Origin of the sequence: Enterococcus casseliflavus NBRC 100478 (assembly GCF_001544095.1) — a bacterium.
GTDB lineage: Bacteria > Bacillota > Bacilli > Lactobacillales > Enterococcaceae > Enterococcus_D > Enterococcus_D casseliflavus.
This window is the reverse complement of record NZ_BCPT01000006.1, coordinates 89,351-114,274: the sequence shown is the minus strand read 5'-3', so window position 1 is coordinate 114,274 and position 24,924 is coordinate 89,351. Positions and strand designations below refer to the sequence as shown.

The 24,924-nt window shown below is 42.7% G+C and carries 20 protein-coding genes; 14 read left to right on the top strand and 6 right to left on the bottom strand.

The features are described 5' to 3' along the window. On the top strand, nucleotides 1-936 hold the full coding sequence (gene whiA / locus ECA1_RS06965) for a DNA-binding protein WhiA (RefSeq protein ID WP_005225954.1): 936 nt from the start codon (nucleotides 1-3) through the stop codon (nucleotides 934-936). 87 nt (nucleotides 937-1,023) lie between these two features. Here whiA and ECA1_RS06960 read toward each other — a convergent pair whose 3' ends face one another. Next, complete coding sequence (locus ECA1_RS06960; protein WP_016610143.1) at nucleotides 1,024-1,539, bottom strand: DsbA family protein; 516 nt, start codon at nucleotides 1,537-1,539, stop codon at nucleotides 1,024-1,026. A 227-nt stretch (nucleotides 1,540-1,766) separates the two neighbouring features. On the opposite strand from ECA1_RS06960, the gene nifJ reads away from it, so the two are divergent. From nifJ to glmM, 4 genes are all read left to right on the top strand, one after another. After that, a complete protein-coding gene (nifJ, locus tag ECA1_RS06955; RefSeq protein ID WP_060792069.1) occupies nucleotides 1,767-5,450 on the top strand; it encodes a pyruvate:ferredoxin (flavodoxin) oxidoreductase in 3,684 nt (1,227 codons plus the stop codon). A gap of 268 nt (nucleotides 5,451-5,718) precedes the next feature. Next, the gene (gene cdaA, locus ECA1_RS06950; protein WP_005235688.1) at nucleotides 5,719-6,600 is read left to right on the top strand and encodes a diadenylate cyclase CdaA; all 882 of its coding nucleotides are present in this window, start codon (nucleotides 5,719-5,721) and stop codon (nucleotides 6,598-6,600) included. Then, a complete protein-coding gene (locus ECA1_RS06945; RefSeq protein WP_005225958.1) occupies nucleotides 6,597-7,688 on the top strand; it encodes a CdaR family protein in 1,092 nt (363 codons plus the stop codon). Before cdaA ends, ECA1_RS06945 begins: the two co-directional genes overlap by 4 nt. A gap of 39 nt (nucleotides 7,689-7,727) precedes the next feature. Continuing rightward, nucleotides 7,728-9,083 (top strand): phosphoglucosamine mutase, encoded by a 1,356-nt coding sequence (gene glmM, locus ECA1_RS06940; RefSeq protein WP_005225959.1) that lies wholly within the window; start codon nucleotides 7,728-7,730, stop codon nucleotides 9,081-9,083. Nucleotides 9,084-9,374: 291 nt separating this feature from the next. Here the strand turns inward: glmM and glmS are convergent, their stop codons facing one another. Then, on the bottom strand, nucleotides 9,375-11,186 hold the full coding sequence (gene glmS / locus ECA1_RS06935) for a glutamine--fructose-6-phosphate transaminase (isomerizing) (RefSeq protein ID WP_060792068.1): 1,812 nt from the start codon (nucleotides 11,184-11,186) through the stop codon (nucleotides 9,375-9,377). Nucleotides 11,187-11,632: 446 nt separating this feature from the next. Between glmS and ECA1_RS06930 the strand changes: the two genes are divergently transcribed. The 8 genes from ECA1_RS06930 (at nucleotide 11,633) to ECA1_RS06895 (ending at nucleotide 19,385) form a co-directional block, all read left to right on the top strand. Then, the gene (locus tag ECA1_RS06930) at nucleotides 11,633-11,923 is read left to right on the top strand and encodes a hypothetical protein (RefSeq protein WP_005225961.1); all 291 of its coding nucleotides are present in this window, start codon (nucleotides 11,633-11,635) and stop codon (nucleotides 11,921-11,923) included. A 31-nt stretch (nucleotides 11,924-11,954) separates the two neighbouring features. Next, nucleotides 11,955-12,986, top strand: a complete 1,032-nt coding sequence (gene sppA / locus ECA1_RS06925) for a signal peptide peptidase SppA (protein ID WP_005225962.1) — start codon at nucleotides 11,955-11,957, stop codon at nucleotides 12,984-12,986. 2 nt (nucleotides 12,987-12,988) lie between these two features. Further along, nucleotides 12,989-13,819, top strand: a complete 831-nt coding sequence (locus ECA1_RS06920; protein ID WP_060792067.1) for an RDD family protein — start codon at nucleotides 12,989-12,991, stop codon at nucleotides 13,817-13,819. Between the two features lie 37 nt (nucleotides 13,820-13,856). Further along, nucleotides 13,857-14,804, top strand: coding sequence for a tetratricopeptide repeat protein (locus ECA1_RS06915; protein WP_015509612.1), 948 nt, complete (start codon nucleotides 13,857-13,859; stop codon nucleotides 14,802-14,804). A gap of 119 nt (nucleotides 14,805-14,923) precedes the next feature. Next, entirely contained in the window at nucleotides 14,924-16,207 is a 1,284-nt protein-coding gene (gene tig / locus ECA1_RS06910; RefSeq protein WP_005225965.1) for a trigger factor, read from the top strand. A gap of 226 nt (nucleotides 16,208-16,433) precedes the next feature. Further along, nucleotides 16,434-17,678: an ATP-dependent Clp protease ATP-binding subunit ClpX gene (gene clpX / locus ECA1_RS06905; protein ID WP_010748174.1), complete on the top strand. Its 1,245-nt coding sequence runs from the start codon at nucleotides 16,434-16,436 to the stop codon at nucleotides 17,676-17,678. Nucleotides 17,679-17,747: 69 nt separating this feature from the next. Further along, nucleotides 17,748-18,332: a ribosome biogenesis GTP-binding protein YihA/YsxC gene (gene yihA / locus ECA1_RS06900; RefSeq protein ID WP_060792066.1), complete on the top strand. Its 585-nt coding sequence runs from the start codon at nucleotides 17,748-17,750 to the stop codon at nucleotides 18,330-18,332. A 171-nt stretch (nucleotides 18,333-18,503) separates the two neighbouring features. After that, nucleotides 18,504-19,385: a helix-turn-helix transcriptional regulator gene (locus ECA1_RS06895; RefSeq protein ID WP_060792065.1), complete on the top strand. Its 882-nt coding sequence runs from the start codon at nucleotides 18,504-18,506 to the stop codon at nucleotides 19,383-19,385. 113 nt (nucleotides 19,386-19,498) lie between these two features. On the opposite strand, the gene ECA1_RS17620 is transcribed toward ECA1_RS06895, so the two are convergent. Then, nucleotides 19,499-19,675, bottom strand: a complete 177-nt coding sequence (locus ECA1_RS17620) for an SPJ_0845 family protein (RefSeq protein ID WP_169793690.1) — start codon at nucleotides 19,673-19,675, stop codon at nucleotides 19,499-19,501. 129 nt (nucleotides 19,676-19,804) lie between these two features. On the opposite strand from ECA1_RS17620, the gene ECA1_RS06885 reads away from it, so the two are divergent. Next, nucleotides 19,805-21,136 carry a hypothetical protein gene (locus ECA1_RS06885; RefSeq protein ID WP_060792063.1) on the top strand — a complete coding sequence of 444 codons (1,332 nt, stop codon included), beginning with the start codon at nucleotides 19,805-19,807 and terminating at the stop codon, nucleotides 21,134-21,136. 42 nt (nucleotides 21,137-21,178) lie between these two features. Here ECA1_RS06885 and ECA1_RS06880 read toward each other — a convergent pair whose 3' ends face one another. The 3 genes from ECA1_RS06880 to ECA1_RS06870 are packed head-to-tail and all read right to left on the bottom strand — an operon-like array spanning nucleotide 21,179 to nucleotide 24,787. Further along, nucleotides 21,179-23,104, bottom strand: coding sequence for a PTS fructose transporter subunit IIABC (locus tag ECA1_RS06880; protein ID WP_060792062.1), 1,926 nt, complete (start codon nucleotides 23,102-23,104; stop codon nucleotides 21,179-21,181). Nucleotides 23,105-23,117: 13 nt separating this feature from the next. Continuing rightward, nucleotides 23,118-24,035, bottom strand: coding sequence for a 1-phosphofructokinase (pfkB, locus tag ECA1_RS06875; protein WP_060792061.1), 918 nt, complete (start codon nucleotides 24,033-24,035; stop codon nucleotides 23,118-23,120). Next, entirely contained in the window at nucleotides 24,032-24,787 is a 756-nt protein-coding gene (locus ECA1_RS06870) for a DeoR/GlpR family DNA-binding transcription regulator (protein WP_060792060.1), read from the bottom strand. Before ECA1_RS06870 ends, pfkB begins: the two co-directional genes overlap by 4 nt. Nucleotides 24,788-24,924 lie beyond the last annotated feature (137 nt).

Genomic DNA, 24,924 nt, shown 5'->3' with positions numbered 1-24,924 from the left:
ATGTCCTTTGCAGCAGAAGTAAAAAAAGAATTGACCGCATTAGAAGTTCATCGCGAACATGCCAAGGCAGAATTGGCCGCTTTGATTCGGATGAATGGGTCATTAAGTATCAACAACCAACAATTTGTTTTAAACGTTCAAACAGAAAACGCGGCGATTGCCAGACGCATCTATTCGTTACTAAAAGATCATTACGACGTGCGCAGCGAATTGCTGGTCCGTCGTAAAATGAAATTAAAAAAGAACAACGTTTACATCGTTCGTTTGAAGCAAGATACACAGCGCGTGCTTTTGGACTTAGATATCATGGACGGGCTGATGTTTCAAAGCCATGTTTCTGATGAGATCATGGGCAATACTCAAAAAATGCGTTCCTATTTACGAGGCGCTTTCATGGCATCTGGGTCCATCAACAATCCAGAAACCAGCCGCTATCATTTAGAGATCTATTCCATCTACGAGGAGCATAACCAAGATATTTGCGATATGCTAAACGCATATGGATTGAATGCCCGTGCATTAGAACGCAGAAATGGGTATATCTCTTACTTGAAAGGCGCTGAGAAAATCGCTGATTTTTTGACACTGATCGGTGCCACCAATTCCATGCTGAAATTCGAGGACGTGCGGATCGTGCGTGATATGCGTAACTCAGTCAACCGTTTGGTGAATTGCGAAACCGCCAATATGAACAAAACGATCGACGCTGCTTCGAAGCAGATCGACAATATCGAATTTATTCAAGATCGAGTTGGCTTGCAAGCTTTACCTGAAAAGCTGCAAGAAATCGCCGAATTACGTTTGGAACATCCCGAGGTCAGCTTGAAAGAGCTAGGAGAAATGATTCCATCAGGAGCGATCTCGAAATCAGGAATCAATCATCGCATTCGCAAAATCAATGAATTTGCGGATCATTTGCGTGAACAAGTCAGTTAATCTAAGTAGTGAATGAAATCAAAAAAGCAGGAGCTTGCATTTGACATGGATTTTAGTGTCAAATCGGCTCCTGTTTTTTGTTAGTGGTTATTCATTGATCAATGCAGTTAATTCCTCAGCAGAGATCGATTCATCAAAAATGTGCCCATCTAAGATAATCGTTGGCACAAATTGAATGTTGGCGTTTTTCGCTTCTTCCACAATTTCTCCTGCGATCGCAGGATGGTCTTGTTCAGATAGCCCTAAGGTATTTTTCGCATATTCTGCCACTTCAGGTAAAGATAAATGACCCCATTCGTCTTGTGTTTGATAAATTTTTGTGATCTCAGCGATCGTTGCCTGAGGATCTGTACTGGAAACAAATCGGTGCATCACATTGCCTCGTTGCAATGATTCTTTTTCTTTGTCGAATAGTTTGATGACACGGCGTAGTTTCCCAGCTGCGACAGCTTCACCTAAGATCGGTAACGATTCCTCAAACCATTGCCGACAGTAAGGGCAGCGCAAATTCATAAATTCGACGATCGGTTTAGCGGAAGGGTCTCCGATATGTATCCCTGTTACCGCATTTGTTTCCTGTGCTTTGATGATTGAAATATCCATTAAGATTCCTCCTTTTTCTTTTAGTTTACCGAAGTTTCTACTGAAAGAAAAGCCTCAGGTCTTTTGATTTAAGTCTGTGAAAAGAGGAGGAGAATGAGCTAAATACTATGTATTTCGTTTCACGAAATTAAGAAAAATCCCCTGACTGTGCTTTTATATTCCTTGATTTTCAGCTATAATGAATTGTGTTTTATTGTGCAAAATGATGATTAAAGGAAGTTATATAGATGAGAAAAAGAAAAACAATGGATGGCAATACGGCAGCAGCCTATATTTCCTATGCCTTTACGGAACTTGCGGCGATCTATCCGATAACCCCTAGTTCAACCATGGCTGAATTAGTGGATCAGTGGTCTGCTCAAGGAAAGCATAATCTTTTTGGGCAGCCGGTGAAAGTGGTTGAAATGCAATCTGAAGCAGGGGCGGCCGGTGTGGTTCACGGCTCATTAAAAACGGGCGCCTTAACGACGACCTATACGGCATCCCAGGGACTTTTATTAATGGTACCAAATATGTACAAGATTGCTGGGGAAATGCTGCCAGGCGTCTTTCATGTCGCCAGCCGAGCAGTGACCACCAATGCTTTGAATATTTTTGGAGATCATACCGATGTAATGGCCACCCGACAAACAGGCTTTGCTATGTTAGCGGAAAGCAGTGTCCAAGAAGTAATGGATTTAGCGCCAGTCGCTCATTTAGCAGCTATCGAAGCCAATATCCCATTTTTAAATTTTTTTGATGGGTTTCGAACCAGTCATGAGATTCAAAAAATAGAGGTCTTAGATTATGAGGAATTGGCACAGTTGGTCAATCATGAAAAATTGACTGCCTTTCGACAAAAAGCCATGAACCCGAATCACCCGACGACGAGTGGAACGAATCAAAATCCTGATATCCATTTTCAACAGCGGGAAACGATCAATCAGCATTATCAAACATTGCCTGAGATCGTTCGTTTTTACATGAAAAAAATCAATGCTTTAAGAGGAACCAACTATGATTTAGTGGATTATTATGGTGCTTCGGACGCCGAAGAAGTCATCGTTTCGATGGGGTCCTCGACGCAAACGATCCAGCAAACGGTGGATCATTTATGCGCTTCAGGCCGCAAGGTGGGGGTCTTGTCGATCCATTTGTATCGACCATTCCCACTAGAAGTCTTCTTAGAAAAACTGCCTGCTACCGTTAAAAGTATCGCTGTATTGGATCGCAGCAAAGAACCTGGTGCCAATGGCGAGTCTTTGCTTTTGGATGTGCAAAGTGCCATGTATGATGCAGCGATTCGGCCGACGATCATTGGTGGACGCTATGGTCTTGGGTCAAAAGATGTGACGCCTGATCAAATCGTTGCCGTTTATGACGAATTGCTCAAGCCAAAAGCGAGCCAAAAGAAACGCTTCACCATTGGGATCACGGATGATGTGACGCAATTGTCGTTGCCATCAAAGGGCACGCTAGATCTAACTGATCCATCCACCTTCCAAGCGAAATTCTGGGGATTCGGCTCTGACGGGACCGTCGGGGCAAATAAGTCAGCAATCAAAATCATCGGTGACCATACCGAAAAATATGTACAAGGCTATTTCCATTATGATTCGAAAAAATCTGGTGGTCTAACGGTTTCTCATCTGCGATTTGGGGATACCCCCATTCGTTCTACCTATTTGATCGAACACGCGGATTTCGTTGCGTGTCATACGCCTGCGTATTTGCATACGTATGATTTGCTGAAAGGACTCAAAAAAGGCGGAACCTTTTTATTAAATACGACCTGGTCACAAGAGCAAATCTTAAAAAATCTACCGAAGAAAATGAAACGTTATCTTGCTGAAAACGAGATCCGCTTTTATACCATCAATGCCATGCAGTTGGCAATGGAAGTCGGCTTAGGTGGGCGGATCAATACCGCGATGGAAACAGCCTTCTTTTACTTGGCAAACATCATTCCGACCGAGGAAATCTTGCCGATTTTAAAAGAAGAGGCGCTGAAAAGTTATCGGCACAAATCGATGGCGATCGTTGAAAAGAACCAAGCAGCCATCGATCGCACCATCGAATTATTACAAGAAATCCCTGTTCCAAGCAAGTGGGCAACGATCGAAGTGCCGGAGAGGACATCCACTGCTACAACACAATTTGTACGGGAAATCGTGGAACCCATCAACCGTCAAGAAGGCAACCAACTAAGCGTAGGTACCCTCGTACGAAATCAAATGACTGAAGGGGTGATCCCTGTCGGGACAACAGCGGTTGAGAAGCGGGGCATCGCTGTTGAAGTGCCCGAGTGGCTATCAGATCGCTGTACCATGTGCAATGAGTGTGCTTTTGTCTGTCCTCATGCGGCGATCCGTCCGTTTTTGGCAGATGAAGATGAATTAACCGAAGCACCTGAAGGCTTTATCGTCAGAGAGATGCGAGGCGTGAATGGGCAAAAATATCGAATTCAAGTTTCCGTTGAAGATTGTACAGGTTGCGGCCTTTGTGTGGAAGCATGTCCCGCCAAAGGGAAAGCTTTGACGATGCGTCCTTACGAAGAACAAAAAGAACAAGCTTTAAATTGGGCTTTTGCGATGACTTTACGTCAAAAAGAAAATCCAGCAAAACCAGGAACTGTTTTGGGCTCCCAATTCAATAAACCTTTGTTGGAGTTCTCTGGTGCTTGTGCGGGCTGTGGGGAAACCCCCTATGTGAAACTATTGACCCAAATGTTTGGTGATCGCATGATGATCGCCAATGCGACCGGCTGCTCTTCGATTTGGGGTGGAACCTCACCAGTATCTCCTTATACAACCAATCACTTAGGACAAGGGCCAGCTTGGTCAAACTCGTTGTTTGAAGACAATGCCGAATATGGCTATGGCATGTTCTTAGCCAACCAAACCCGACGGGAGAAATTAGCAGCCCAGCTGCAGTCGTTGAAAGCCAATGTATCAGAAGAATTGCAGGCTTTGATTGATGATTGGGACCTTCATCGAGAAGAAAGTGCTGGGACGCAGCAGCGAGCAGCAAAATTGATCGCCGCCTTAGAAGCTGAAGCTGCCACAACACCTCAGCTGAACAAAATCTTGCAGGAGAAAGAATTGTTTGTTAAGCCAAGCCAATGGATGATAGGCGGTGACGGATGGGCATATGATATTGGGTTTGGCGGTATCGATCATGTCCTCGCTTCTGGTGCAGACGTCAATATTCTCGTGTTAGATAATGAAGTCTATTCTAATACAGGGGGGCAAGTCTCTAAAGCGACACCGACTTCGGCCATTGCTAAATTCGCTGCGAGTGGCAAGTTTGTTTCCAAAAAAGATTTAGGAATGATGGCGATGACCTACGGACATGTCTATGTCGCACAAATCGCATCTGGTGCCAATCAAATGCAAACGATCAAAGCCTTTGAAGAAGCCGAGCGGTTCCCAGGACCGTCAATCATCATTGCCTATACGCCATGTATCACCCACGGTCTTGCAGGCGGAATGGGTCAATCCTTGAAAGAAGCACAAGAAGCAGTTGCATCGGGGTATTGGAGTCTCTACCGCTATAACCCGCTGTTGGCAGAAAAAGGGAAACAGCCAATTACACTCGATTTCAAAAAGCCAGCATTTGATCAAATGCCTGCCTTTATGCAGACACAAGTTCGATTTGCATCCTTGCAGTCTGCCAATCCGAATGCGGCGCAAGCGTTGTTTGAAAAAACCGTTTCAGATGCGAAAACTCGTTTCTACAACTATGCTCGCTTAGCAGGTCAAGAAGAAAAAATACGAGCAAAGCTTGAAAAAAAGGTAAGTACTTATGCAGAACAACCAACGGCAGTAAAAACGGAGCGTGTACGAAGAGAAAAACAGCCGTTAAGCGAAGAGCAGCTCGCTGAAAGAGCAGCACGGCGTGCAGCGCGCGCAAAGCGCCGTCAGCAAGAGTAATCGCTCGCTGAGGAATGACCCTGAAAAACGGTTTGACCCGTTTTTCAGGGTCATTTGTTGTTTTTCCTAAGAAATGAGTGCAAGAAGCTCGTTTAGATGAAATCTTCTAAGACCTTTGACAAACAATGATTTCAGGATAATGGTAAACTAAGTAAAAGAGCTGTTTATTTTTTCAAAACTTTTTCATAAATTTGTTTTTTTTCAAATCTTTGAAGAGGTCCTATGTTATACTATTATCTGAAGTCTTAAGAATAAAGGAAGGCTGTTTATGTTGATAAATTTCAGGGATTTTTTTAATTTAGATTATTGGAGAGAATTGCTCTCATTTGATATATTTTCTTGGTCATTTTTAGTAAATGTTTTAGATGTGATCGTTGTTTGGTACTTGGTTTATAAGCTGATCCAGCTTGTGCGAGGAACAAAAGCGATCCAGTTGTTTAAAGGCGTCGGCCTATTCATTGTTCTAAGGTTTTTGGCAGGTATCGTAGGATTAAAGACGCTATCTTGGTTGATGGATCAAGTCATCACATATGGGGTGATCGCCGCGATTGTTATTTTCCAACCAGAAATTCGACGAGGGCTGGAGCATCTTGGCCGTAGCTCTTTCTTCAAGACTTCTAAGAATGAAAAACGACGGGATGAAGTGTTGGTCCAAGCGTTGGACAAAGCTGTTCAATATATGGCAAAACGAAAAATCGGTGCATTGATCACGATCGAACGGACGACGGGGTTAGAAGAATATATTGAAACGGGGATTCCTTTAGATGCGGACGTGACGGGCGAATTACTTATCAATATTTTTATTCCCAATACACCGCTACACGATGGTGCAGTCATCTTAAGAGATGATAAGATCGCTGTTGCTAGTGCCTACTTACCACTGTCAGAAAGTCCGTTGATTCCCAAAGAATTTGGGACGCGCCATCGAGCGGCTGTCGGGATTTCAGAAGTTAGTGATGCGTTGACCATTATCGTCTCAGAGGAGACGGGAGACGTCAGTATTACCCTGAATAATCGGATGCTTACTGAGCTTTCGCGACAAGAGTATCTCGACGTGTTGAATCGCGAATTAGTGCCAGAAGAAAAGCCTGGTAAACGCAACTTGCTGCAATCTTTCTTTGAAGGGGTCAACAAAGGAGGAAGAAAATGATCAAGAAAGAACGTCGTCAAAACGTATTTTATGGTATACTAGCGCTGTTCTTTAGTCTGGTTCTGTTTTTCATCGCCAGCGGATCAAGCCTGCAAGTCAACCTTGCAGGAACTTCAAATCCTTATGAGGAAGAGATCGATAATGTACCGATTCAGACCACCTATGACACAGATGAATACTTTATCCAAGGATTTGAAACAACAGTAGACGTGACTTTGTCTAGTCGAAATCGGGTGCAATTGAATGCTGAACGTAGCGAGGAAACGCGGAGCTTTCGAGTAGTTGCTGATTTGACTGGACTTGATGAAGGAACCCATGAGGTCCCTTTAGAAGTGAAAAATCTTAGCTCAAGTGTGACAGCCGAAATCGAACCCAAAACCGTCACTGTGACGATCGAGAAAAAAGTCACCCAAACGTTTACCGTTGAGCCAGTCATCTCGACTGATGGAGCAACGAGTGGTTACGGCGTTGATTCAATGAGTGTTGAACCGCAAGAAGTAGAGATCACTACTGGCGACAAGACACTGGCAGAAATCGACCGAGTGGTAGCGATCGTGAATCCAGATGATATTACTGGTGATTCGATCACGGTGGATGGAACGATCGAGGCTTGGGATAGTGAAAACAATCCTTTAGCGATCATTCCTGAGCCAGATTCGGTCGATGTGGCATTGATGATGGAAGCACCAAGCAAAGAAATTGAATTGTTTGTCACTCAACAGGGGACAACACCAGATGGGATCTCTCATTACATCTACCGGATGAGTAGTATCAGTGCGGTGCTAACAGGACCACAAAGTATTTTGGATGAGACCCAGCAGATCGGTGTCCCAGTGGATGTTAGTGAGATCACAACCACGACCGAACGGACAGTAACGATTCCAGTACCAGAGGGAACAACGATCAATCCAACAGTAGTGACGATCCAAATCACTCCGGTTGCAGAAACAACTACTGAGAATCAATCAAACAATGATGGCGATGAAGCAACGAACAGTGCGAATTCTCAAGCCAATTCTTCGACAGTCGACACGACGCAAGAACAAACAGAGAATTCCGCAAGCAGCACGACGACAAGCAGTTCTTAGTCGTTTGACTGTAGAGAATGAATAAGAGAGGTTATTAAAATGGGAAAATATTTTGGTACTGATGGTGTTAGAGGAGAAGCAAACAAGGAGTTGACACCTGAATTAGCATTTAAATTAGGTCGTTACGGCGGCTATGTATTAAGTCAGCATGAAACTGGGGACCGCCGTCCCCGTGTTTTGGTGGGACGGGACACACGGATTTCTGGACAGATGCTAGAAAATGCATTGATCGCTGGACTATTATCTGTCGGGATCGAGGTATTCCAATTGGGTGTTATTTCTACACCGGGTGTTGCGTACTTGACGAAAGTGCAAAAAGCGAGTGCAGGTGTAATGATCTCTGCCTCTCACAATCCTGCACAAGACAATGGCATCAAGTTTTTCGGGAATGATGGCTTTAAATTAGTCGATGAACAAGAAGCTGAAATTGAAGCATTACTTGATGCACCGGAAGACACACTTCCACGTCCTTCTGCCGATGGCTTAGGGACGGTGGATGAGTTTCCAGAAGGGTTGTTGAAATACTCTCAATTTCTACGTCAAACGATTCCTGATGATTTGGAAGGGATCACGGTGTGTGTTGATGCAGCAAATGGCGCAACAGCAACAAGTGTCAATCGTTTGTTTGCCGATCTAGAAACAGAATTCTTCACAATGGGGACGTCTCCAGACGGGTTGAACATTAATGATGGTGTGGGATCGACTCACCCTGAAGCGTTAGCTGAATTTGTCGTTGAAAAAGGGGCGGATGCTGGTCTTGCGTTTGATGGAGATGGTGATCGGGTCATCGCAGTAGATGAACTAGGAAACATCGTTGATGGCGATAAAATCATGTATATCTGTGCGAAATATTTAGCGGAGCAAAAGCGCTTGAACCAAGGAACGATCGTGACAACAGTCATGAGCAATTTAGGGTTCCATAAAGCAGTGGAAGCAATTGGACTGAAAGATGTCATCACACAAGTCGGTGACCGTTATGTCGTCGAAGAAATGCGTAAAAACGATTATAATTTTGGTGGCGAGCAATCAGGTCACATGATTTTCTTGGATTTCAATACGACAGGTGACGGTTTGCTATCAGGAATTCAACTATTGAATATCATGAAACAAACGGGCAAGAAACTGTCGGAATTAGCAGGAGAGGTAACGATCTATCCACAAAAACTTGTCAACATTCGAGTGACAGATAAAAATGGCGCGATGGATGTTCCAGCTATCCGTAAAATCGTGGAAGAGACAGAAGCAGAAATGAACGGCGAAGGCCGTATCTTGGTTCGCCCTTCAGGAACAGAACCATTGCTTCGGGTGATGGCAGAAGCGCCGACCATTGAAAAAGTCGATTACTATGTTGAAAAAATCGCAGCGGTCGTTCGAGAGGAAATCGGTGCGGAATAAACGAAGAAGTAAGACGATCAAAGATATCCTTTGGTCGTCTTTTTTGTCTACTTACCAGCAAGAAGCCAACTTGCGAATTAGAGAAACTTGTCAACGATTTTGTCGGCAACGCTTAACAGAGGAGACGCAGTGGGCAAGCCTTGCGAAGGATAGTTGCTTTTAAAAGTCTTTTCGGATTTGTTGTGCAGTAGACAAGAAAAAAAGAACCCCTATGAACGATCGAGTCATCGAACGAGGAGTTCTTTTTATTATACAGAAGATAACCAATTCGGTTTCAATCTTTTAAAAAACTTATTCAACGGTAACGGATTTTGCTAAGTTTCTTGGTTTATCAACGTCGAATCCGCGCTGTAAAGTGGCAAAGTAAGCCAGCAGCTGTGTTGGAACGACTGCCACTAAGCTGGTTACCAATGGATGAACATTTGGTAAAATGATTTGATCAGTCGCTTTTGCTAATTCTTGGCTAACGATCACAAGGGTATGAGCCCCACGAGATTCGACTTCTTTCAAATTGCCTCGCGTATGAGAGCCGGTCACTTCTTCCGTGATCACACCGATCACTGGTGTACCTTCTTCGATCAACGCGATGGTGCCGTGTTTCAATTCACCAGCCGCAAAGCCTTCCGCTTGGATATAAGAAATTTCTTTTAATTTCAATGCCGCTTCCATCGATACATAGTAATCATTCCCACGACCAATGTAAAACGCATTGCGGGTATCAGATAAGAAATCCTCAGCAAATTGACTGATAACAGCTTTTTCATCCACTAAAGCCTCCATTGCAGAAGCAACGATGCTTAGTTCGTGGAAAACATCAAAGTCCAATGCTTCAGGAACAGCTTTTTCATCACCAATGGCTTTTGCTAATAACGTCATCACTGCGATCTGTGCCGTATACGCCTTTGTAGAGGCAACAGCGATTTCTGGACCAGCATGAAGCAATAAGGTATGGTTCGCTTCTCGTGAAAGAGTAGAACCAGCAACGTTGGTAATCGTCAGACTAGGAAGACCTAACTGGTTGATTGTCACTAATACTTGACGGCTATCTGCCGTTTCACCACTTTGTGATAAGAACAAGAAGAAGGGTTTTGCTGACAACAATGGCATGTTGTAGCCAAACTCACTAGATAAATGAACCTCAACAGGGATCTGTGTTAGTTTTTCTAAAATGGCTTTTGCTGCCCAGCCAGCATGATTGCTGGTACCACAAGCAATGATGTAGATCCGATCGCTAGCTAAAAGTTCGTTTTTTAACGCTGGATCGATCACTACTTCACCAGATTCTCCTTGATATTCTTGAATCAAGCGGCGCATCACAGTTGGTTGATCATCGATTTCTTTTAACATGTAGTAAGGGTACGTTCCTTTTTCGATGTCAGTCAGATCTAGTTGTGCTTCATAAGATTCACGGTACACAAGGTTTCCTTTTGGATCTTCGATTTCGATCGCATCGGCTGTTACGGTCACCATTTCGCCATCTTCGATCTCAACAAAATGAGTCGTTTGATCGAGCATTGCTAAGGCATCGCTGCAGATGACATTGAACCCATCTCCCAAACCGATCAATAAAGGACTTTTGTTTTTGGCAACATAAATGGTTTCTGGATCATTTTTTTCTACTAAGGCAAAGGCATAAGAGCCGCGAATCAAGGACAAAGCTTTTTTAAAGGCTGCTTTGGTCGTGCTGTTGTCTTGCTCCTTCAATGCTTCAATCAAATGAACAACGATTTCCGTATCTGTTTGACCTTCAAATTGGTGGTTGCTTAAATATTCTTGATGAAGCTCTTCAAAGTTTTCGATCACACCGTTATGAACCAACACGAGTGCTTGGTTTGCTGAAGTATGAGGATGAGCGTTCATTTCTGATGGCTTGCCGTGGGTCGCCCAACGGGTATGTCCGATACCGATCGTTCCTGTTACTTCAGAAGTCACTTTTTCTTCCAAGTTTTTGATTCTTCCTTGGGCTTTAATTAAGTGATCCGAAGTCCGATCAGCGACATAAAGACCTGCTGAGTCATAGCCGCGATACTCTAAGCGTTCCAATCCGTTCAAAATAATTCGTTCTGCATTTGATTTTCCTACGATTCCTACAATTCCACACATAATGATAATCCTACTTTCAAAAAAATTTAGTTTGGCATTATGTATTTCTATCTGCGTAGCAAGTCTTTGTCATCACCTTACGATGAGATTTGTTCTTGCCTGTAGAGTGCAGTCCCTAGAGTCATCCGCCGAATGTTTCGATAAACTCTTTCCTCGTCATCTGTTTCCAGATCAGGCGCTATCCTTATTGGTCTATCTATCCTCCTTGTGAGATATTTTATAGAAATACAAGCAATATCATAATATTTATTCCTGTTTCTGTCAACTCAAAGTTATATAAAAATGATTGGTATAGTTATTGGTAAGGTTGGTTTGAACCTGTTTAAAGGAAATCAAAACAGCTGACATAGCTTTGTCGATTAAGATTCCCAAGAAATTTCCTCATAAAGCTATGCTTTTTTTTTTAAGTTCGCTACAATAAAAAAGTAAGAAAGTGAGGGAATGAAATGCCAGAATTTGTAAATTGTATGACTTTTTCAGAGCTAAAGAAAATGGTAGCTGCGATAGAAAAAGATCCTAATGTCACAGATGAAACAAAGGTCATGTTGGATACGGGCTGGGACAGCTTGCAAGAAATTTTGCCTGGATCAGTCACCGTGGAAACCGCGCAAACATTCGAAGTCCAGGATGAACTGACAAAGGAGTTTTTTGGTGGCTACGTCTTAGCTGAAAAAAGCGAGAAATTTGATGCGGTTGGAGACGAAGAAGCAGTGATCGTCATCAAAAATCTATACTAAAAATGGGAAAGGTGAAAAGTTAGGTGGGAAAATGAATAAAAGAAGATGGATCGCAGCGGCGATCGCAGCAGGGTTATTTATCTGCTCGGGGGTTTTTTCAGTAATCACAAATCGTCCAGAGCAAGAGGAAACTCAAACGCTGCAAGGGTTAAATGCTTTGTTCTACGGAAGTAATGCGATCGAAGAGACAACGTTAGTTGCCGGAGATCAAGACAATCGTATTGTTCGCTTATCTTTAGAAGGAACCATCGCCAGCAGCTCCAGTGGTGGCTTATTCACAACAGAATCTTATGATCATCAGCGATTTTTAGAAGAATTACGGATGATCCAAGAAGATCCAACTATTGGGGGCATCTTGATGGAAGTCAATACGCCAGGAGGCGGCGTCTATGAAAGTGCGGAGATCGCTCGTGAGTTAGCAAAAATCAAAGAGTTAGGGATTCCAATGTATGTCAGTATGAAAAACATGGCAGCCAGTGGCGGTTATTATATCTCGGCAGGTGCTGATAAAATTTTTGCAACGGATGAAACCATTACTGGTTCAATCGGGGTGATCATGTCAGGGCTAAACTATGCTGGCTTATTCGAAAAGCTAGGGATCGAAGACAATACGTATAAAAGTGGCGCACTAAAAGATGTAGGTTCATCAACGAGAGAACCCACAGAAGCCGACAAGGAAGTCTTGCAGACCTATGTCGACAATGCCTATGGTCGGTTCGTAAAAATCGTAGCAGAAGGACGTGGCATGACAGAAGAAGCCGTTAGAAAGATCGCTGATGGCCGTATCTATGATGGTCAGCAAGCAGTGTCTGTTGGTTTAGTGGATGAAATCGGTTTTCCTGAAGATACATTAGCAGCAATGCAAGCAGATCTAGGCTTGGAAGATGCCGAGATTTTCAGCTATGATGTTTCCTCTACTGGATTTGCTTCTACTTGGTTAGGTTCAAGTTTAGCCGAACTGCAAGGGTTAAAAGAATCAAACACAGAGCGAGTGATCCAATTGATGGAAAGCCTTGGAACCAGCGATGCTCCGAAACCTCTTTATTACTATGGAGGTGAATGACTATGACAGAGAAAAACAAGTATTCCGCTGGCACATCGTCAAGGGATGACAATCACACAAGTTCGTCAATCGATCAAAGGGAACAGCGGGAAACCTCGACACCGTCAACCAATCATACGGATGTGCAAACTGAAGCGCAGGTTTCAGAAACAACCGAACCAGTAACTGCCAACAAAGCGATGAGGAACGCACAAGTAAATCATCCCTATGATTTTTACCAACAAGTCTTGACGTCTTTTAAGGAAGAAGAGTATACCCAAAGCGAGATCGAGGAAAAACAACAAGCCTGGCAACGGTATGAAGAACCTGAAAAACAGGCAGAAGACAGACGGTTCTTCAATGATTTTCCTAGCTACTTTTTTGCTGGGTTTTGGATTCGTTTCTTTGCTTATCTCGTTGATGTGTTGGTGATCCGAGCGATTACCCAAATAACGATCGGTAGTATCTACAATTTAGCGAATTTAACGGCAACCAATCAGCGGTTTGGCCTTTACAACATCTGTGCCTTAGCAATCTATCTAGGCTATTTTGTTCTAATGACAAAGCTAAATCATGGTCAAACGATTGGAAAAATGCTTTTTGGCATTCGAGTGGTTTCTTTTGTAGAGGAAGAACTCAGCTGGCAAACCGTGTTGATTCGCGAGCTATGCGGACGCTACGTATTACAATTCAATCTTTTCTTTTATCTCGGTTATTTACCGATCGTCTTTAATAAAAATAAGCAGCAGGCTGCGGATTATTTTGCAGAAACCAGTGTGGTGACCATTAATCTGATCAAAGCTTTCAATAAACAGGTGGATGCCAATCACGTAATGATTGGCGCACAAAACTAACTAGCAGATCAAGCAAGTAGTAAAGGAGGGATCGAGAATGGGTGAGACGATTGATTTCCCAGGACCAAATGAACGGCTTCGGCTGGCGGCAGAAAAAGCCTACCAGTCAAAGGAGTTTTTGCAAGCTTTTCGCCTGTACAATGAACTCTATCAAAAAAATGCCAGTTTTGAGATCAATCAATGGCTTGTTGAATGTCTGCAGCAGTTGAATGATTTTGCCAAAGCGTTAGATCTGGCGGAAGACTATTTGGATGATTATCTAAAAGAAACCGACGGGTATTTACAAATTGGTCATCTGCTGATCTTGGATGGTCAGTATTTAAAAGCTCGGCGCTGGCTTACATTAGGTAAAAAAACAAAAATTGCAAGCCGCTATCAGGAACAGTTAGCAAGTGAATTAGCAAAGGTAGAAGAAGTTCAGCAAATTTTAGGACTGGAAGATTTTCATGGGAAACGCAAGCATTTACGTGCATTGGATGAAGCCAATCAACCGGTGAGTGCAACAGAATGGCACGTTTTTACCCAAGCCATTACCAAACCACAATTTGTCACGCTGATGCATGAAACGTTAGCTTCCATCAAAAATCCATATTTACTGCCCAAATTAGTGGATGAGCTCGTGCGTCTTGAAGTGGACGAACCTTTTGAACTGATCGATTACCTTGGGAATATGCAGCAAATCGTTCCGAAAGAGTTAAAACTTTTGCAAGAAGATGCCGCTGTTAAAGCGATCCAGAAAGAGATTGACGAAACGATCGCCCAAGAAGATCCGATTTTAGCAGAAAGCGTCTCAGCAGAGATCAATGATCATTTAGCCATCAGCTACCCATTTTTACCTGCAAAAGAGGAGGCAAAAGCATGGGTGGCAAGCTACATTGAAGATTATCGTGGGTTATTTGAAGAAAAAGAACAGCCAAAAGCAGTGAATGAAATAGAAGAACGCAAACGACACCTACGCAATATCCTACGATTGAGCATTCGCTGAAAGAAAAATTCGCAACTTTCATGGTAAAATGTTTACAATTAAACAACGTTAGTGTACTATTTAAAGGTATGCATGAAGCTATTTCATATGTAAATCAATTAATATTCGGAGGGAAATAAATGACTGCAAAATGGGAAAAAACAGGCACCAATGATGGTGTTTTGACATTTACGATCGCTCAAGCAGAAATCCAAAAAGGCTTGACGACTGCATTCAATAAAGTGAAAGGCAATCTTAACGTACCTGGCTTCCGTAAAGGGAAAGTTTCACGCCAAGTATTTAACCGTATGTACGGCGAAGAAGCGTTGTATGAAGATGCATTGAACGCTGTTCTTCCAGAAGCTTATGAAGCTGCTGTAAAAGAAGCAGGGATCGATCCTGTTGCGCAACCAAAAATCGACGTTGACAGCATGGAAAAAGGCCAAGATTGGGTTATCAAAGCAGAAGTTACTGTAAAACCTGAAGTAAAACTTGGTGATTACAAAGAATTAACAGTTGAAAAACAAGACCGTGAAGTAACAGAAGAAGACGTGGATGCACGCATCAAACGTGAACAAGAAGCACAAGCTGAATTAGTTATCAAAGAAGACGAAGCAGCTGAAAATGGCGACACAGTCGTTATCGACTTTGAAGGCTTCTTAGGGGAAGAAACATTTGAAGGCGGCAAAGGTGAAAACTACTCACTTGAACTTGGCTCAAACTCATTCATCCCTGGTTTTGAAGAACAATTAGTAGGAACAAAAGCTGGTGATAGCAAAGACGTTACCGTTACTTTCCCAGAAGATTATCAAGCAGAAGATTTAGCTGGTAAAGAAGCAGTCTTCAAAGTAACTGTTCACGAAGTAAAAGCAAAAGAACTTCCTGAATTAGATGATGAATTCGCAAAAGACGTTGATGACAGCGTTGAATCATTAGCTGAATTAAAAGAAAAATACCGTGCTGAATTGACTGAAACAAAAGAAAAAGCAGCTGAAGATGCAAAAGATGAAGCTGCGATCCGTCAAGCAGTTGAAAACGCAGAAATCGTTGAATTACCACATTCAATGGTTCATGATGAAGTACACCGTTCAATGGATGAATTCTTGAACAACATGCAACGTCAAGGAATCTCACCAGAAATGTATTATCAATTAACTGGTTCAACTGAAGCAGATCTGCACACACAATTTGAAGGTGAAGCAGAAACCCGCGTGAAAACAAACCTTGTTATTGAAGCAATCGCTAAAGCAGAAGGTTTGGAAGCAACAGAAGAAGATATCGAAAACGAAATCAAAGAACTTTCTGAAGCTTACAACATGCCAGTGGATCAAATCAAACGCGTCTTAACAGAAGACATGTTGAAACATGATATCACGATGAAGAAAGCAGTTGAACTTGTCACAGGTACTGCAAAAGAAGCGTAAGCAAAATGCTTAAAAACGGCGAACATCTAGCGGTGTTTGCCGTTTTTTCTTGGGAGTAAGAGGGGCTAGTTTAACAATTACTAACAAATGATAAGAAAACGTTAGGCAACGTAAAAAGAACTTTTTCTTTCAAAAAAGTTATGATATGATTGTTTAAGACTGCAAAGTTAGTAAACAAAATTCCACTCCTTTAAATAGGTTGGAAAATTTTCAAGGGGTGAACAGTATGTACGATAATACAAACGGTAATGAAGCTGTTCGTTGTTCTTTTTGTGGCAAAACGCAAGAAGAGGTGAAAAAGATCGTTGCAGGTCCTGGGGTCTATATCTGTAATGAATGCATCGATTTGTGCAAAGAAATCATTGATGAAGAGTTTTACGAAGAAGCAATTCGTGAATTTACCGAAGTGCCGAAACCGCAAGAACTATTGAATGTTCTCAATGAATATGTGATTGGACAAGATCGTGCGAAACGGACATTGGCTGTAGCGGTTTACAATCACTACAAACGGGTCAATGTAGAAACGACAGCAGAAGATGTAGAATTACAAAAAAGCAATATTTGCTTGATCGGACCAACAGGTTCTGGGAAAACATTTTTGGCACAAACGTTAGCACGTTCACTAAACGTGCCTTTTGCAATCGCTGATGCAACCAGTTTGACAGAAGCCGGCTATGTCGGTGAAGATGTGGAAAACATTCTTTTGAAACTGTTACAAGCTGCTGATTATAACGTAGAAATGGCAGAAAAAGGAATCATCTATATTGATGAGATCGATAAAATCGCCCGTAAGAGTGAAAATGTATCGATTACTCGTGACGTATCCGGTGAAGGCGTGCAGCAAGCATTGCTGAAGATCCTAGAAGGAACGACTGCTAGTGTACCGCCACAAGGTGGACGGAAACATCCACATCAAGAGATGATCCAAATTGATACCACCAATATTCTCTTTATCGTTGGCGGGGCGTTTGACGGAATCGAAACCATCGTTAAAAACCGTTTAGGTGAAAAAACAATTGGTTTTGGCACGAACAATAAGCGTCTTGAAGAAGGCGAAAGTGTGATGCAGCAAATCATTCCTGAAGACTTGCTTAAATTCGGTTTGATTCCTGAATTTATTGGCCGCTTGCCAGTGATGGCTGCCCTAGAGAAATTAACAGTAGATGATTTAGTGCATATTTTGACTGAACCAAAAAATGCGCTGGTCAAACAATACCAAAAGTTAATGGCATTAGATGACACCGAGCTGGAATTTGAGCCAGAGGCTTTGCGTGCCATTGCTGCGCAAGCCATTGAGCGAAATACCGGTGCTCGTGGGTTGCGTTCGATCATCGAGAATATCATGATGGATGTCATGTTCAATGTCCCTTCTGATGAGTCGATCCAAAAAGTCACCATCACGGAAGAAGCGGCAAAAGGACTTGGTGAACCAAAAATCATTTACAATGAAGAGACCAAAAAAGCAGTCTAATCGAGACCAAGTCGGATAGTTTCATTGCTATCCGGCTTTCTTTTTGAAAAAATAGAAAGGAGCGATTCAATGAAAGTACATGATGCTGAAATCGTCATCAGTGCCGTTTCTCCAGCACAATATCCAGATACACCTTTACCGGAGATTGCCTTAGCAGGACGCTCAAATGTCGGAAAGTCATCCTTCATCAATACATTGATCAATCGTAAAAATTTAGCCCGTACCTCATCAAAACCTGGGAAGACGCAAACGCTGAACTTTTATTTGATTGAAAATACGCTGCATTTTGTCGATGTCCCCGGCTACGGCTATGCAAAAGTATCGAAAACAGAGCGAGCGAAATGGGGGAAAATGATTGAGACATATCTTGAACAAAGAGAGCAGCTGCGTGCAGTCGTATCTCTTGTCGATTTACGTCATGCCCCCTCACAAGAAGATATTCAAATGTATGAGTTTTTGAAATACTACGAGATTCCAGTGATCGTGGTCGCCACCAAAGCAGACAAAATCCCTCGCGGGAAATGGAACAAGCATGAAAGCATGATCAAAAAAGCATTATCCTTTGATCCAGCAGATACGTTTATCCTCTTTTCTTCCGTTACCAAACAAGGAAAAGAAGAAGCGTGGAAAGCGATTGAAGCAGCAATAAAATAATTATCATTTAGGAAACCGAAGCAAGAAAGTTCTTTGCTTCGGTTTTTCTCATTTTACAGTGGAAATCAGCTGATTTAAGCTATTCTACGCAGCGTAGAGTGCTGAATTTGCTCCATTTTAGCGAAAATCTCCTTGTTGTTTGTTAAACTTGTAACAAGGAGGTGTGGTCGAATGCATGAATCATTAAGTAAAAAAATAAAAGAGTATCGATCAAGACATAATTTAACACAGAAGGAATTAGCTGCGAGGTTATTTGTTTCTGATAAGGCCATTTCAAAATGGGAACGAGGAAATGGGTTGCCAGACATCGAGACATTGGTCCGTCTAGCCGATTTATTAGGCACACCAGTGGAAGAGCTATTAAAAGAAAAGAAAGAAACCTACTATTATGAATACAAAAGTGAACGGACGTTTCTGCGGCTTCCGTTAATGCACATTTTGATTCCCAATATATTCTTATTACTGAATCAAGTGACGAGTGTTCGAGCGTTTTTTGTGCTGATGAAAGAGCTACCAACTGCCAGCGGCTGGTTTAGCCTTGGTGTCAAAGCCAAAGGGGTTATTGCTTTGGGGATTGTGAGTTTAGGCTTTTTATCGATTGGCTTATTGTCCTTCGGAATGCTGGGGATTGGGACAGTCAGCACCGGTGTCATTGCAATAGGGAACCTCTGTTTTGGCTTTTTAGTTGGGATTGGCAATCTTGCTGTCGGCTCGATCGTTGTTGGTAATCTTGGCATTGGCTGGCTCGCTCTAGCAAATGTCGCAATTGCTTGGATTGGGGTTGCTAATTATGGTGTAGGGAGCTTTATGGCTGTTTTACCCTCAAATTCATCAACGGAAGATTTTAACCAAGCGATTCAACAGCTCTTAGTCTCAGAGATCCCTGACTTGATCAAAACCACTATCTTTGAACCAATGATTCGTTTTACAAGCTCACCGATTTTTGTGATGATCTTCGTGGTGACGATCTTAGCAACCATCTTTTTTATTCTTTGCTTGTTGACCATTGGCTTGGTGCGATTACGTCAAAGCATGTTGTATGAAGAGCTATAAGAAAACCTCTAGATGATGATTCTGATCGTTGAACTTATGTAGCTTCAGTGGCTCATTTTCTATTTCGACAAGTAAAAAAAGGCAAGGGACTGACGCGTCCTTTGCCTTTTTTATTAGTCTGCTTTCTTACTATCTTTAGGTTGTGTTTTTTTCTCTTCATCAGATTCGTTTTTCAAGAAACGCTCAATATCGTTTTCCTGCTTTTTCTTGTCTTCGTCGTTATCGGGAAGAAAGGCAAAATCATCAAACATTTTATCTAGCGAGTCTTCTCGTTGGAATTTTAAGCCCATAGGTTCACCTCCAAGCGCCTTAAGTTTACCACGAACGGTGGTAGATTTCATCAAAAAAAAGCGAAATAGTGTTCAATCGTTTCCCCCTTTACTATAATTAAAGAAAGGGGATAGAAAAGAGGGATAGCGATGATCAAAACTGAAAAAATCTATGGCTTTCTACAATCAACCCAAATGGAAGCGGCACAGTTGCGTTTGTTGATTGAAAATTGGTTCGCTTTGGTTCGTCTTAGCTATCAGCCGACGGAATACTACTACAATCAGCAAGCAAAGAAACCTTATGATTTGGATGAGGTCAGTCAACTGCTGCATAGCGCCCCTGAAGAAATCAATACGGAATTGATTGTGACGGACGGCAAAAATGAGTCCAGTATCCATATCATTCAAGAGGCTGTTTTACAACGGCACCTGTTTACGAAAGACGTATTTTCCACACAAAAACCAGTGATTTTAAGTTACTTCGATGAAACGATGCAAAGAGAGGGCTTGTTCGGCTATTTGCGTTCATATGATGAGTACTTGATGCATAACGTCGAGGGAATCGAGAAAAGGCAAAATTTTCAATCGATTGCTGAAATCAACGCGTTACCGAAGCGGAAAAATTTTGAACAAGAAATCGTCATCGACTGCAATCAGTTTTCTGGTTACGACGTCTTTTACAATGGCTATACACTGACTTCTTGCTGGCGCATGTACTTTTCGGCATTCTACGCGCATATCATTCCTCAGGTGATCATTACTGATGCGCAGCAGGTGGAGCAAGTGCAGGTAAGAGACCAAGGGGTTGTGATGGTGGAATTGTATCGAGATCCTTTCCAGTGGGATCACGAATTGAATCTATCCTACCAGCGATTGTTTCGCGATCAAACTGGAATCGATCAATTGACTTGGGATAACGGGGTCGGTATTTTGAGAGAACCATATATTGAATATGCCTTTGGTGATCACTTGATCCAAACCATTCAATACCAAAATGATCGACTGCAGCCAACAACAAAACGCAGCGCGACACATTTTGTCACCAGAAGCTTCGACCTCGTGAACGAAGAGTATCAAGAGCGGCGAGTGAAAGGGTATCTGAATGCCCAAGCGTATTTTCCTTGGGTGGATCAAGAGCGGTTGCGCATGATGGATTATATCGTATTAAAGCCAGAACTAACGATAGACGATGGTGTAGAGGCTTATTCATTCTATATTCGTAGCCATCTCGAGATTGAATATTCAGAGGATCGTTTTAAAGACTATACTGCTTGCCTGCAATTTTATTTGCCTGAGACTGCTTTGAAGCACTTACCGCTAGATGCTTTGAAAGCGGCCATGCCTGATGTTCATTTTGGCTATCTGCACCGCACGCGCAAATATACATGGGTCAATCTAAAGAAGGATGGGAAAAAACTTCGAGTGTATTTTATGAACACCCAAAAGCTAGTCGAGCAGCAGCTTTTTACCAATCAAGAATGAAAAAGACCCGCAAGATCACGAGGATCTTGTGGGTCTTTTCAATTAGGCTGTTTGCTCAGGCGCTTTTTTCAACAAACCGAATACGACGCCAGAAACGATCGCACCGATCAAGATGAATAGCAAGAACAAAATTGGTTTAGATAATAATAGGACAACGAAGATCCCACCATGTGGCGCCATCAATTGGATATCAAAGGCACCGACAAGTGCACCAGTCAGGGCAGAACCGACGATAAAGCTTGGGATCGCTCGCAGTGGATCTGCTGCTGCAAATGGAATCGCACCTTCTGTGACGAAGGACAGCCCCATGACGATATTTGTCAAACCTGCTTCTTTTTGGTCTTTTGTGAATTTGTTTTTGAACAATAATGTTGCGACAAAGATTGCTAATGGAGGAACCATTCCGCCCGCCATTACAGATGCCATCACGACGCTACCACCTTCAGCAACGGTCGTTGCCAATGTTGCAGTACCAAAAACATAAGCGGCTTTGTTGATTGGGCCGCCTAGATCGGCTGCCATCATCGCTGCTAACAAAGCGCCAAGTAAAGCTGCGTTGGTACCACTTAAGCCAGTCAAGAAGCTGTTCAAGCCGTCGTTGATAGCTTTCATTGGCACGTTGATCAGTAACATCAAGAAGCCAGTGATCAATAGGCCGAAAACAGGGTAGAAGAGGATCGTTTTGATTCCTTCTAATGATTTTGGTAAGCCTTTGAATAATGAACGTAAGAACTTAATGACGTAACCAGCTAAGAAACCGCCGATCAAGGCACCTAAGAAACCAGCACCACCTGTATTTGCTAACGCACCTGCTGCGAAACCGACGATCAATCCAGGTCGGTCACTGATACTTGAAGCGATAAATCCAGCTAAGACAGGTAGCATAAAACCAAATGCCGCGCTACCGATTTGATTGAACCAAGAAGCTGCTTGGTTGTAGTTTCCTAATTGACTCAAGGCATCTTGAGGGACACCCATGAACTGGTCCACCATGAAGGAAATAGCGATCATGATTCCACCGGCAATAACAAATGGCAGCATATGAGAAACACCATTCATCAAATCTTTATAGATTCGTTGACCGACTGAACCATCAGCAGAAGCGTCCTCTTTATCAGAAGCTTGGCCGCTACCATGAAAAACAGGAGCAGTTCCGCTCATTGCTTCATTGATTAATTGCTCGGTTTTACGGATACCATCACTGACAGGACGGTTTACTAAATGTTTGCCGTCAAAGCGATCCATTTCTACTTTTTTATCAGCAGCTACGATTACACCAGTAGCTCGGGCGATATCAGCTTCTGTTAGACGATTTTTGATTCCTTCTGAACCATTTGTTTCGACTTTGATGTCAACACCCAGCTCTTTGGCTTTCTTTTTCAAAGCATCTTCTGCCATGTAGGTATGGGCGATTCCTGTCGGGCAAGCTGTAACTGCGACGATATAGGGACGTTCGCTAGCGGGTGCTGCTTCTTGGTTTGCCGCTTCTTCTGCTAAAGCATCGGCTTCTTGCTGTGCCTCAGCTTCTGAGAAAAGTTGCTGTACTTGATCAGCAGTCGTCGCTGTTTTTAATTTAGCAACGAAATCTGGATCGATCAACAAGCGAGATAGCGCTGCTAATGCTTGTAAATGAGTATCATTTGCTCCTTCTGGTGCTGCGATCATAAAGAAGAGGTACGTTGGTTGTCCATCTAATGCCTCATAGTCAACACCCGCATTACTTTTTGCGAATAAGACCGTCGCTTCTTTGACCGCACTGTTTTTGGCATGAGGCATTGCGATGCCGTCACCTAGCCCTGTTGATGTTTGAGCTTCTCGGGCAAGAATTCCTTCTTTGTAGACCTCGATATCTGAAATTCGTCCGACAGCATATAATTTTGCTACCATATCATCAATGGCACCTTTTTTGTCTGTTGCTTGTAAGTCCATGATCATGGCATCTTTCAGCATCAACTCATTGATTTTCATTTTTTCCATCCTCCTATAGATTCACTTGTTCAATTATGACTTCCGGTAGTAATTCTTCGATAAATGACGCCTCAGCTAAATCATCTGAAAACGCAGTGGCACTGCCACAAGCGACTCCCCATTTGAATGCTTCAACCACATCTTTGGTCTTTGCATAACGCCCAATGAATCCAGCAATCATGGAATCTCCAGCGCCGACTGAATTTTTCAAAGGTCGTTTCAACACATTGGATCGATAGATCTCATTGCCAGTAAATAGCAGGGCGCCATCGCCGCCTAGAGAGACAATGACATTTTTAGCGCCATCCTTTAGCATTCTTTGACCATAAGGCAAAATATCTTCGATTGTTGAAAAAGAAGTTTCATAAAGTTCGGCTAATTCATGATTATTTGGTTTGATCAGCAAAGGCTGATCGGATAAAGCATCAAAAAGTTCCGCGCCGGTCGTATCAATGACAAATTCCGCACCCGCTTCTTTAACGATTTTGATCAATTCTTTATAAAAGTCGGTTGGAAGACCAGCTGGTTTACTTCCTGATAGGATGACGATGTCTTCGGCAGAAAGAGTGGCTAATTGGTGTTTCAATTCAGCAATTTCTTGCTGGCGAATGACTGGACCAAGACCGTTGATTTCTGTTTCTTCGCCGAATTTTAGTTTGATATTGATTCGTGTGTCCGCAGCGACTTGGGTAAAGTTGCTGTTGATTTCCTCTTTGGTCAGCCACTCTTCAATAAAACGACCAGTAAATCCGCCAACGAAACCAAGGGCAGTCGAGGCGATGCCGATGCGTTTCAAAATCCGTGAGACATTGATTCCTTTGCCGCCAGGTAGTTTAAAGTCTTGTTTCATTCGATTAAGGGCGCCGATTTCCAAATGATCGACATGGACGATAAAGTCGATCGATGGATTGAGTGTTACTGTGTAAATCATTGTATTACCTCCATAATGGTTGTTTTTGCTCTGAATTTCGCTAAATAGTTTTTTGGGCAATAATCGGTGATGATCGTCGCACCTTCGATAAAAGCAACTTGAGCAAAAGTCGTTTGCTGAAATTTGGAATGGTCTAGCAAGACATAGGCTTGTTGACTGTGCTCTAAAGCGATCTGCTTGATCAGGGCTTCTTCAGGATCAGGTGTTGTGAATCCAGCCTCAGAATGAGCCCCGTTCATGCCCATAAAGCAACGATTAAAGCGTAGTTTTCGCAGTTGCTCACCAGCATTGATCCCTAACACAGCGTTCGTCGATATCTTAATGGTTCCCCCTAAAATCATGGTGTCGATCCCGTGATCGATCAATAGGGAAGCGTGTTTGACGGAGTTTGTGACCACCTTAAGGCCTGAGATAGCCGATAGGAAAGGAATCATTTCGAGGGTCGTTGTGCCAGCATCTAAGTAAATGACTTCACCATTTTTGATCGTCTGGGCAGCTGCTCTTGCTATCTTTTGTTTTTCCGTTTGAAACTTCGCCGTTTTTTCTGACATGTTTGGTTCGAAGCCTAATTGCTGACTTTTCTTGGCTCCACCGTGAATTCTGACTAAAAATCCTTTGTCTTCCAACTCTTGCAGGTCTCGACGGATCGTTGATTCTGAAGCATCCAACAGTTGAATCAGTTCACTGACCTTGACGATCTCTTCTTGTTCCAATCGTGCCAAAATCGCTTGATGACGCTCCTCTGTAAGCATTTTCATCACCTCTTCACCTGCCATGATACCATATGATTCGTTCAAAATCAATCATAAACAGTAAAAAACATTCAAAATGAAAGCGTGAATAAATGGAATCGGTCATAAACGGTCATGATAACCGTCATTTTGATTTA

What these genes read in the sequence shown, in the direction of transcription:
- whiA (WP_005225954.1), top strand. Translation starts at nt 1, where the DNA reads ATGTCCTTTGCAGCAGAAGTAAAAAAAGAATTGACCGCATTAGAAGTT.
- ECA1_RS06960 (WP_016610143.1), bottom strand. Translation starts at nt 1,539, where the DNA reads ATGGATATTTCAATCATCAAAGCACAGGAAACAAATGCGGTAACAGGG.
- nifJ (WP_060792069.1), top strand. Translation starts at nt 1,767, where the DNA reads ATGAGAAAAAGAAAAACAATGGATGGCAATACGGCAGCAGCCTATATT.
- cdaA (WP_005235688.1), top strand. Translation starts at nt 5,719, where the DNA reads ATGTTGATAAATTTCAGGGATTTTTTTAATTTAGATTATTGGAGAGAA.
- ECA1_RS06945 (WP_005225958.1), top strand. Translation starts at nt 6,597, where the DNA reads ATGATCAAGAAAGAACGTCGTCAAAACGTATTTTATGGTATACTAGCG.
- glmM (WP_005225959.1), top strand. Translation starts at nt 7,728, where the DNA reads ATGGGAAAATATTTTGGTACTGATGGTGTTAGAGGAGAAGCAAACAAG.
- glmS (WP_060792068.1), bottom strand. Translation starts at nt 11,186, where the DNA reads ATGTGTGGAATTGTAGGAATCGTAGGAAAATCAAATGCAGAACGAATT.
- ECA1_RS06930 (WP_005225961.1), top strand. Translation starts at nt 11,633, where the DNA reads ATGCCAGAATTTGTAAATTGTATGACTTTTTCAGAGCTAAAGAAAATG.
- sppA (WP_005225962.1), top strand. Translation starts at nt 11,955, where the DNA reads ATGAATAAAAGAAGATGGATCGCAGCGGCGATCGCAGCAGGGTTATTT.
- ECA1_RS06920 (WP_060792067.1), top strand. Translation starts at nt 12,989, where the DNA reads ATGACAGAGAAAAACAAGTATTCCGCTGGCACATCGTCAAGGGATGAC.
- ECA1_RS06915 (WP_015509612.1), top strand. Translation starts at nt 13,857, where the DNA reads ATGGGTGAGACGATTGATTTCCCAGGACCAAATGAACGGCTTCGGCTG.
- tig (WP_005225965.1), top strand. Translation starts at nt 14,924, where the DNA reads ATGACTGCAAAATGGGAAAAAACAGGCACCAATGATGGTGTTTTGACA.
- clpX (WP_010748174.1), top strand. Translation starts at nt 16,434, where the DNA reads ATGTACGATAATACAAACGGTAATGAAGCTGTTCGTTGTTCTTTTTGT.
- yihA (WP_060792066.1), top strand. Translation starts at nt 17,748, where the DNA reads ATGAAAGTACATGATGCTGAAATCGTCATCAGTGCCGTTTCTCCAGCA.
- ECA1_RS06895 (WP_060792065.1), top strand. Translation starts at nt 18,504, where the DNA reads ATGCATGAATCATTAAGTAAAAAAATAAAAGAGTATCGATCAAGACAT.
- ECA1_RS17620 (WP_169793690.1), bottom strand. Translation starts at nt 19,675, where the DNA reads ATGGGCTTAAAATTCCAACGAGAAGACTCGCTAGATAAAATGTTTGAT.
- ECA1_RS06885 (WP_060792063.1), top strand. Translation starts at nt 19,805, where the DNA reads ATGATCAAAACTGAAAAAATCTATGGCTTTCTACAATCAACCCAAATG.
- ECA1_RS06880 (WP_060792062.1), bottom strand. Translation starts at nt 23,104, where the DNA reads ATGAAAATCAATGAGTTGATGCTGAAAGATGCCATGATCATGGACTTA.
- pfkB (WP_060792061.1), bottom strand. Translation starts at nt 24,035, where the DNA reads ATGATTTACACAGTAACACTCAATCCATCGATCGACTTTATCGTCCAT.
- ECA1_RS06870 (WP_060792060.1), bottom strand. Translation starts at nt 24,787, where the DNA reads ATGCTTACAGAGGAGCGTCATCAAGCGATTTTGGCACGATTGGAACAA.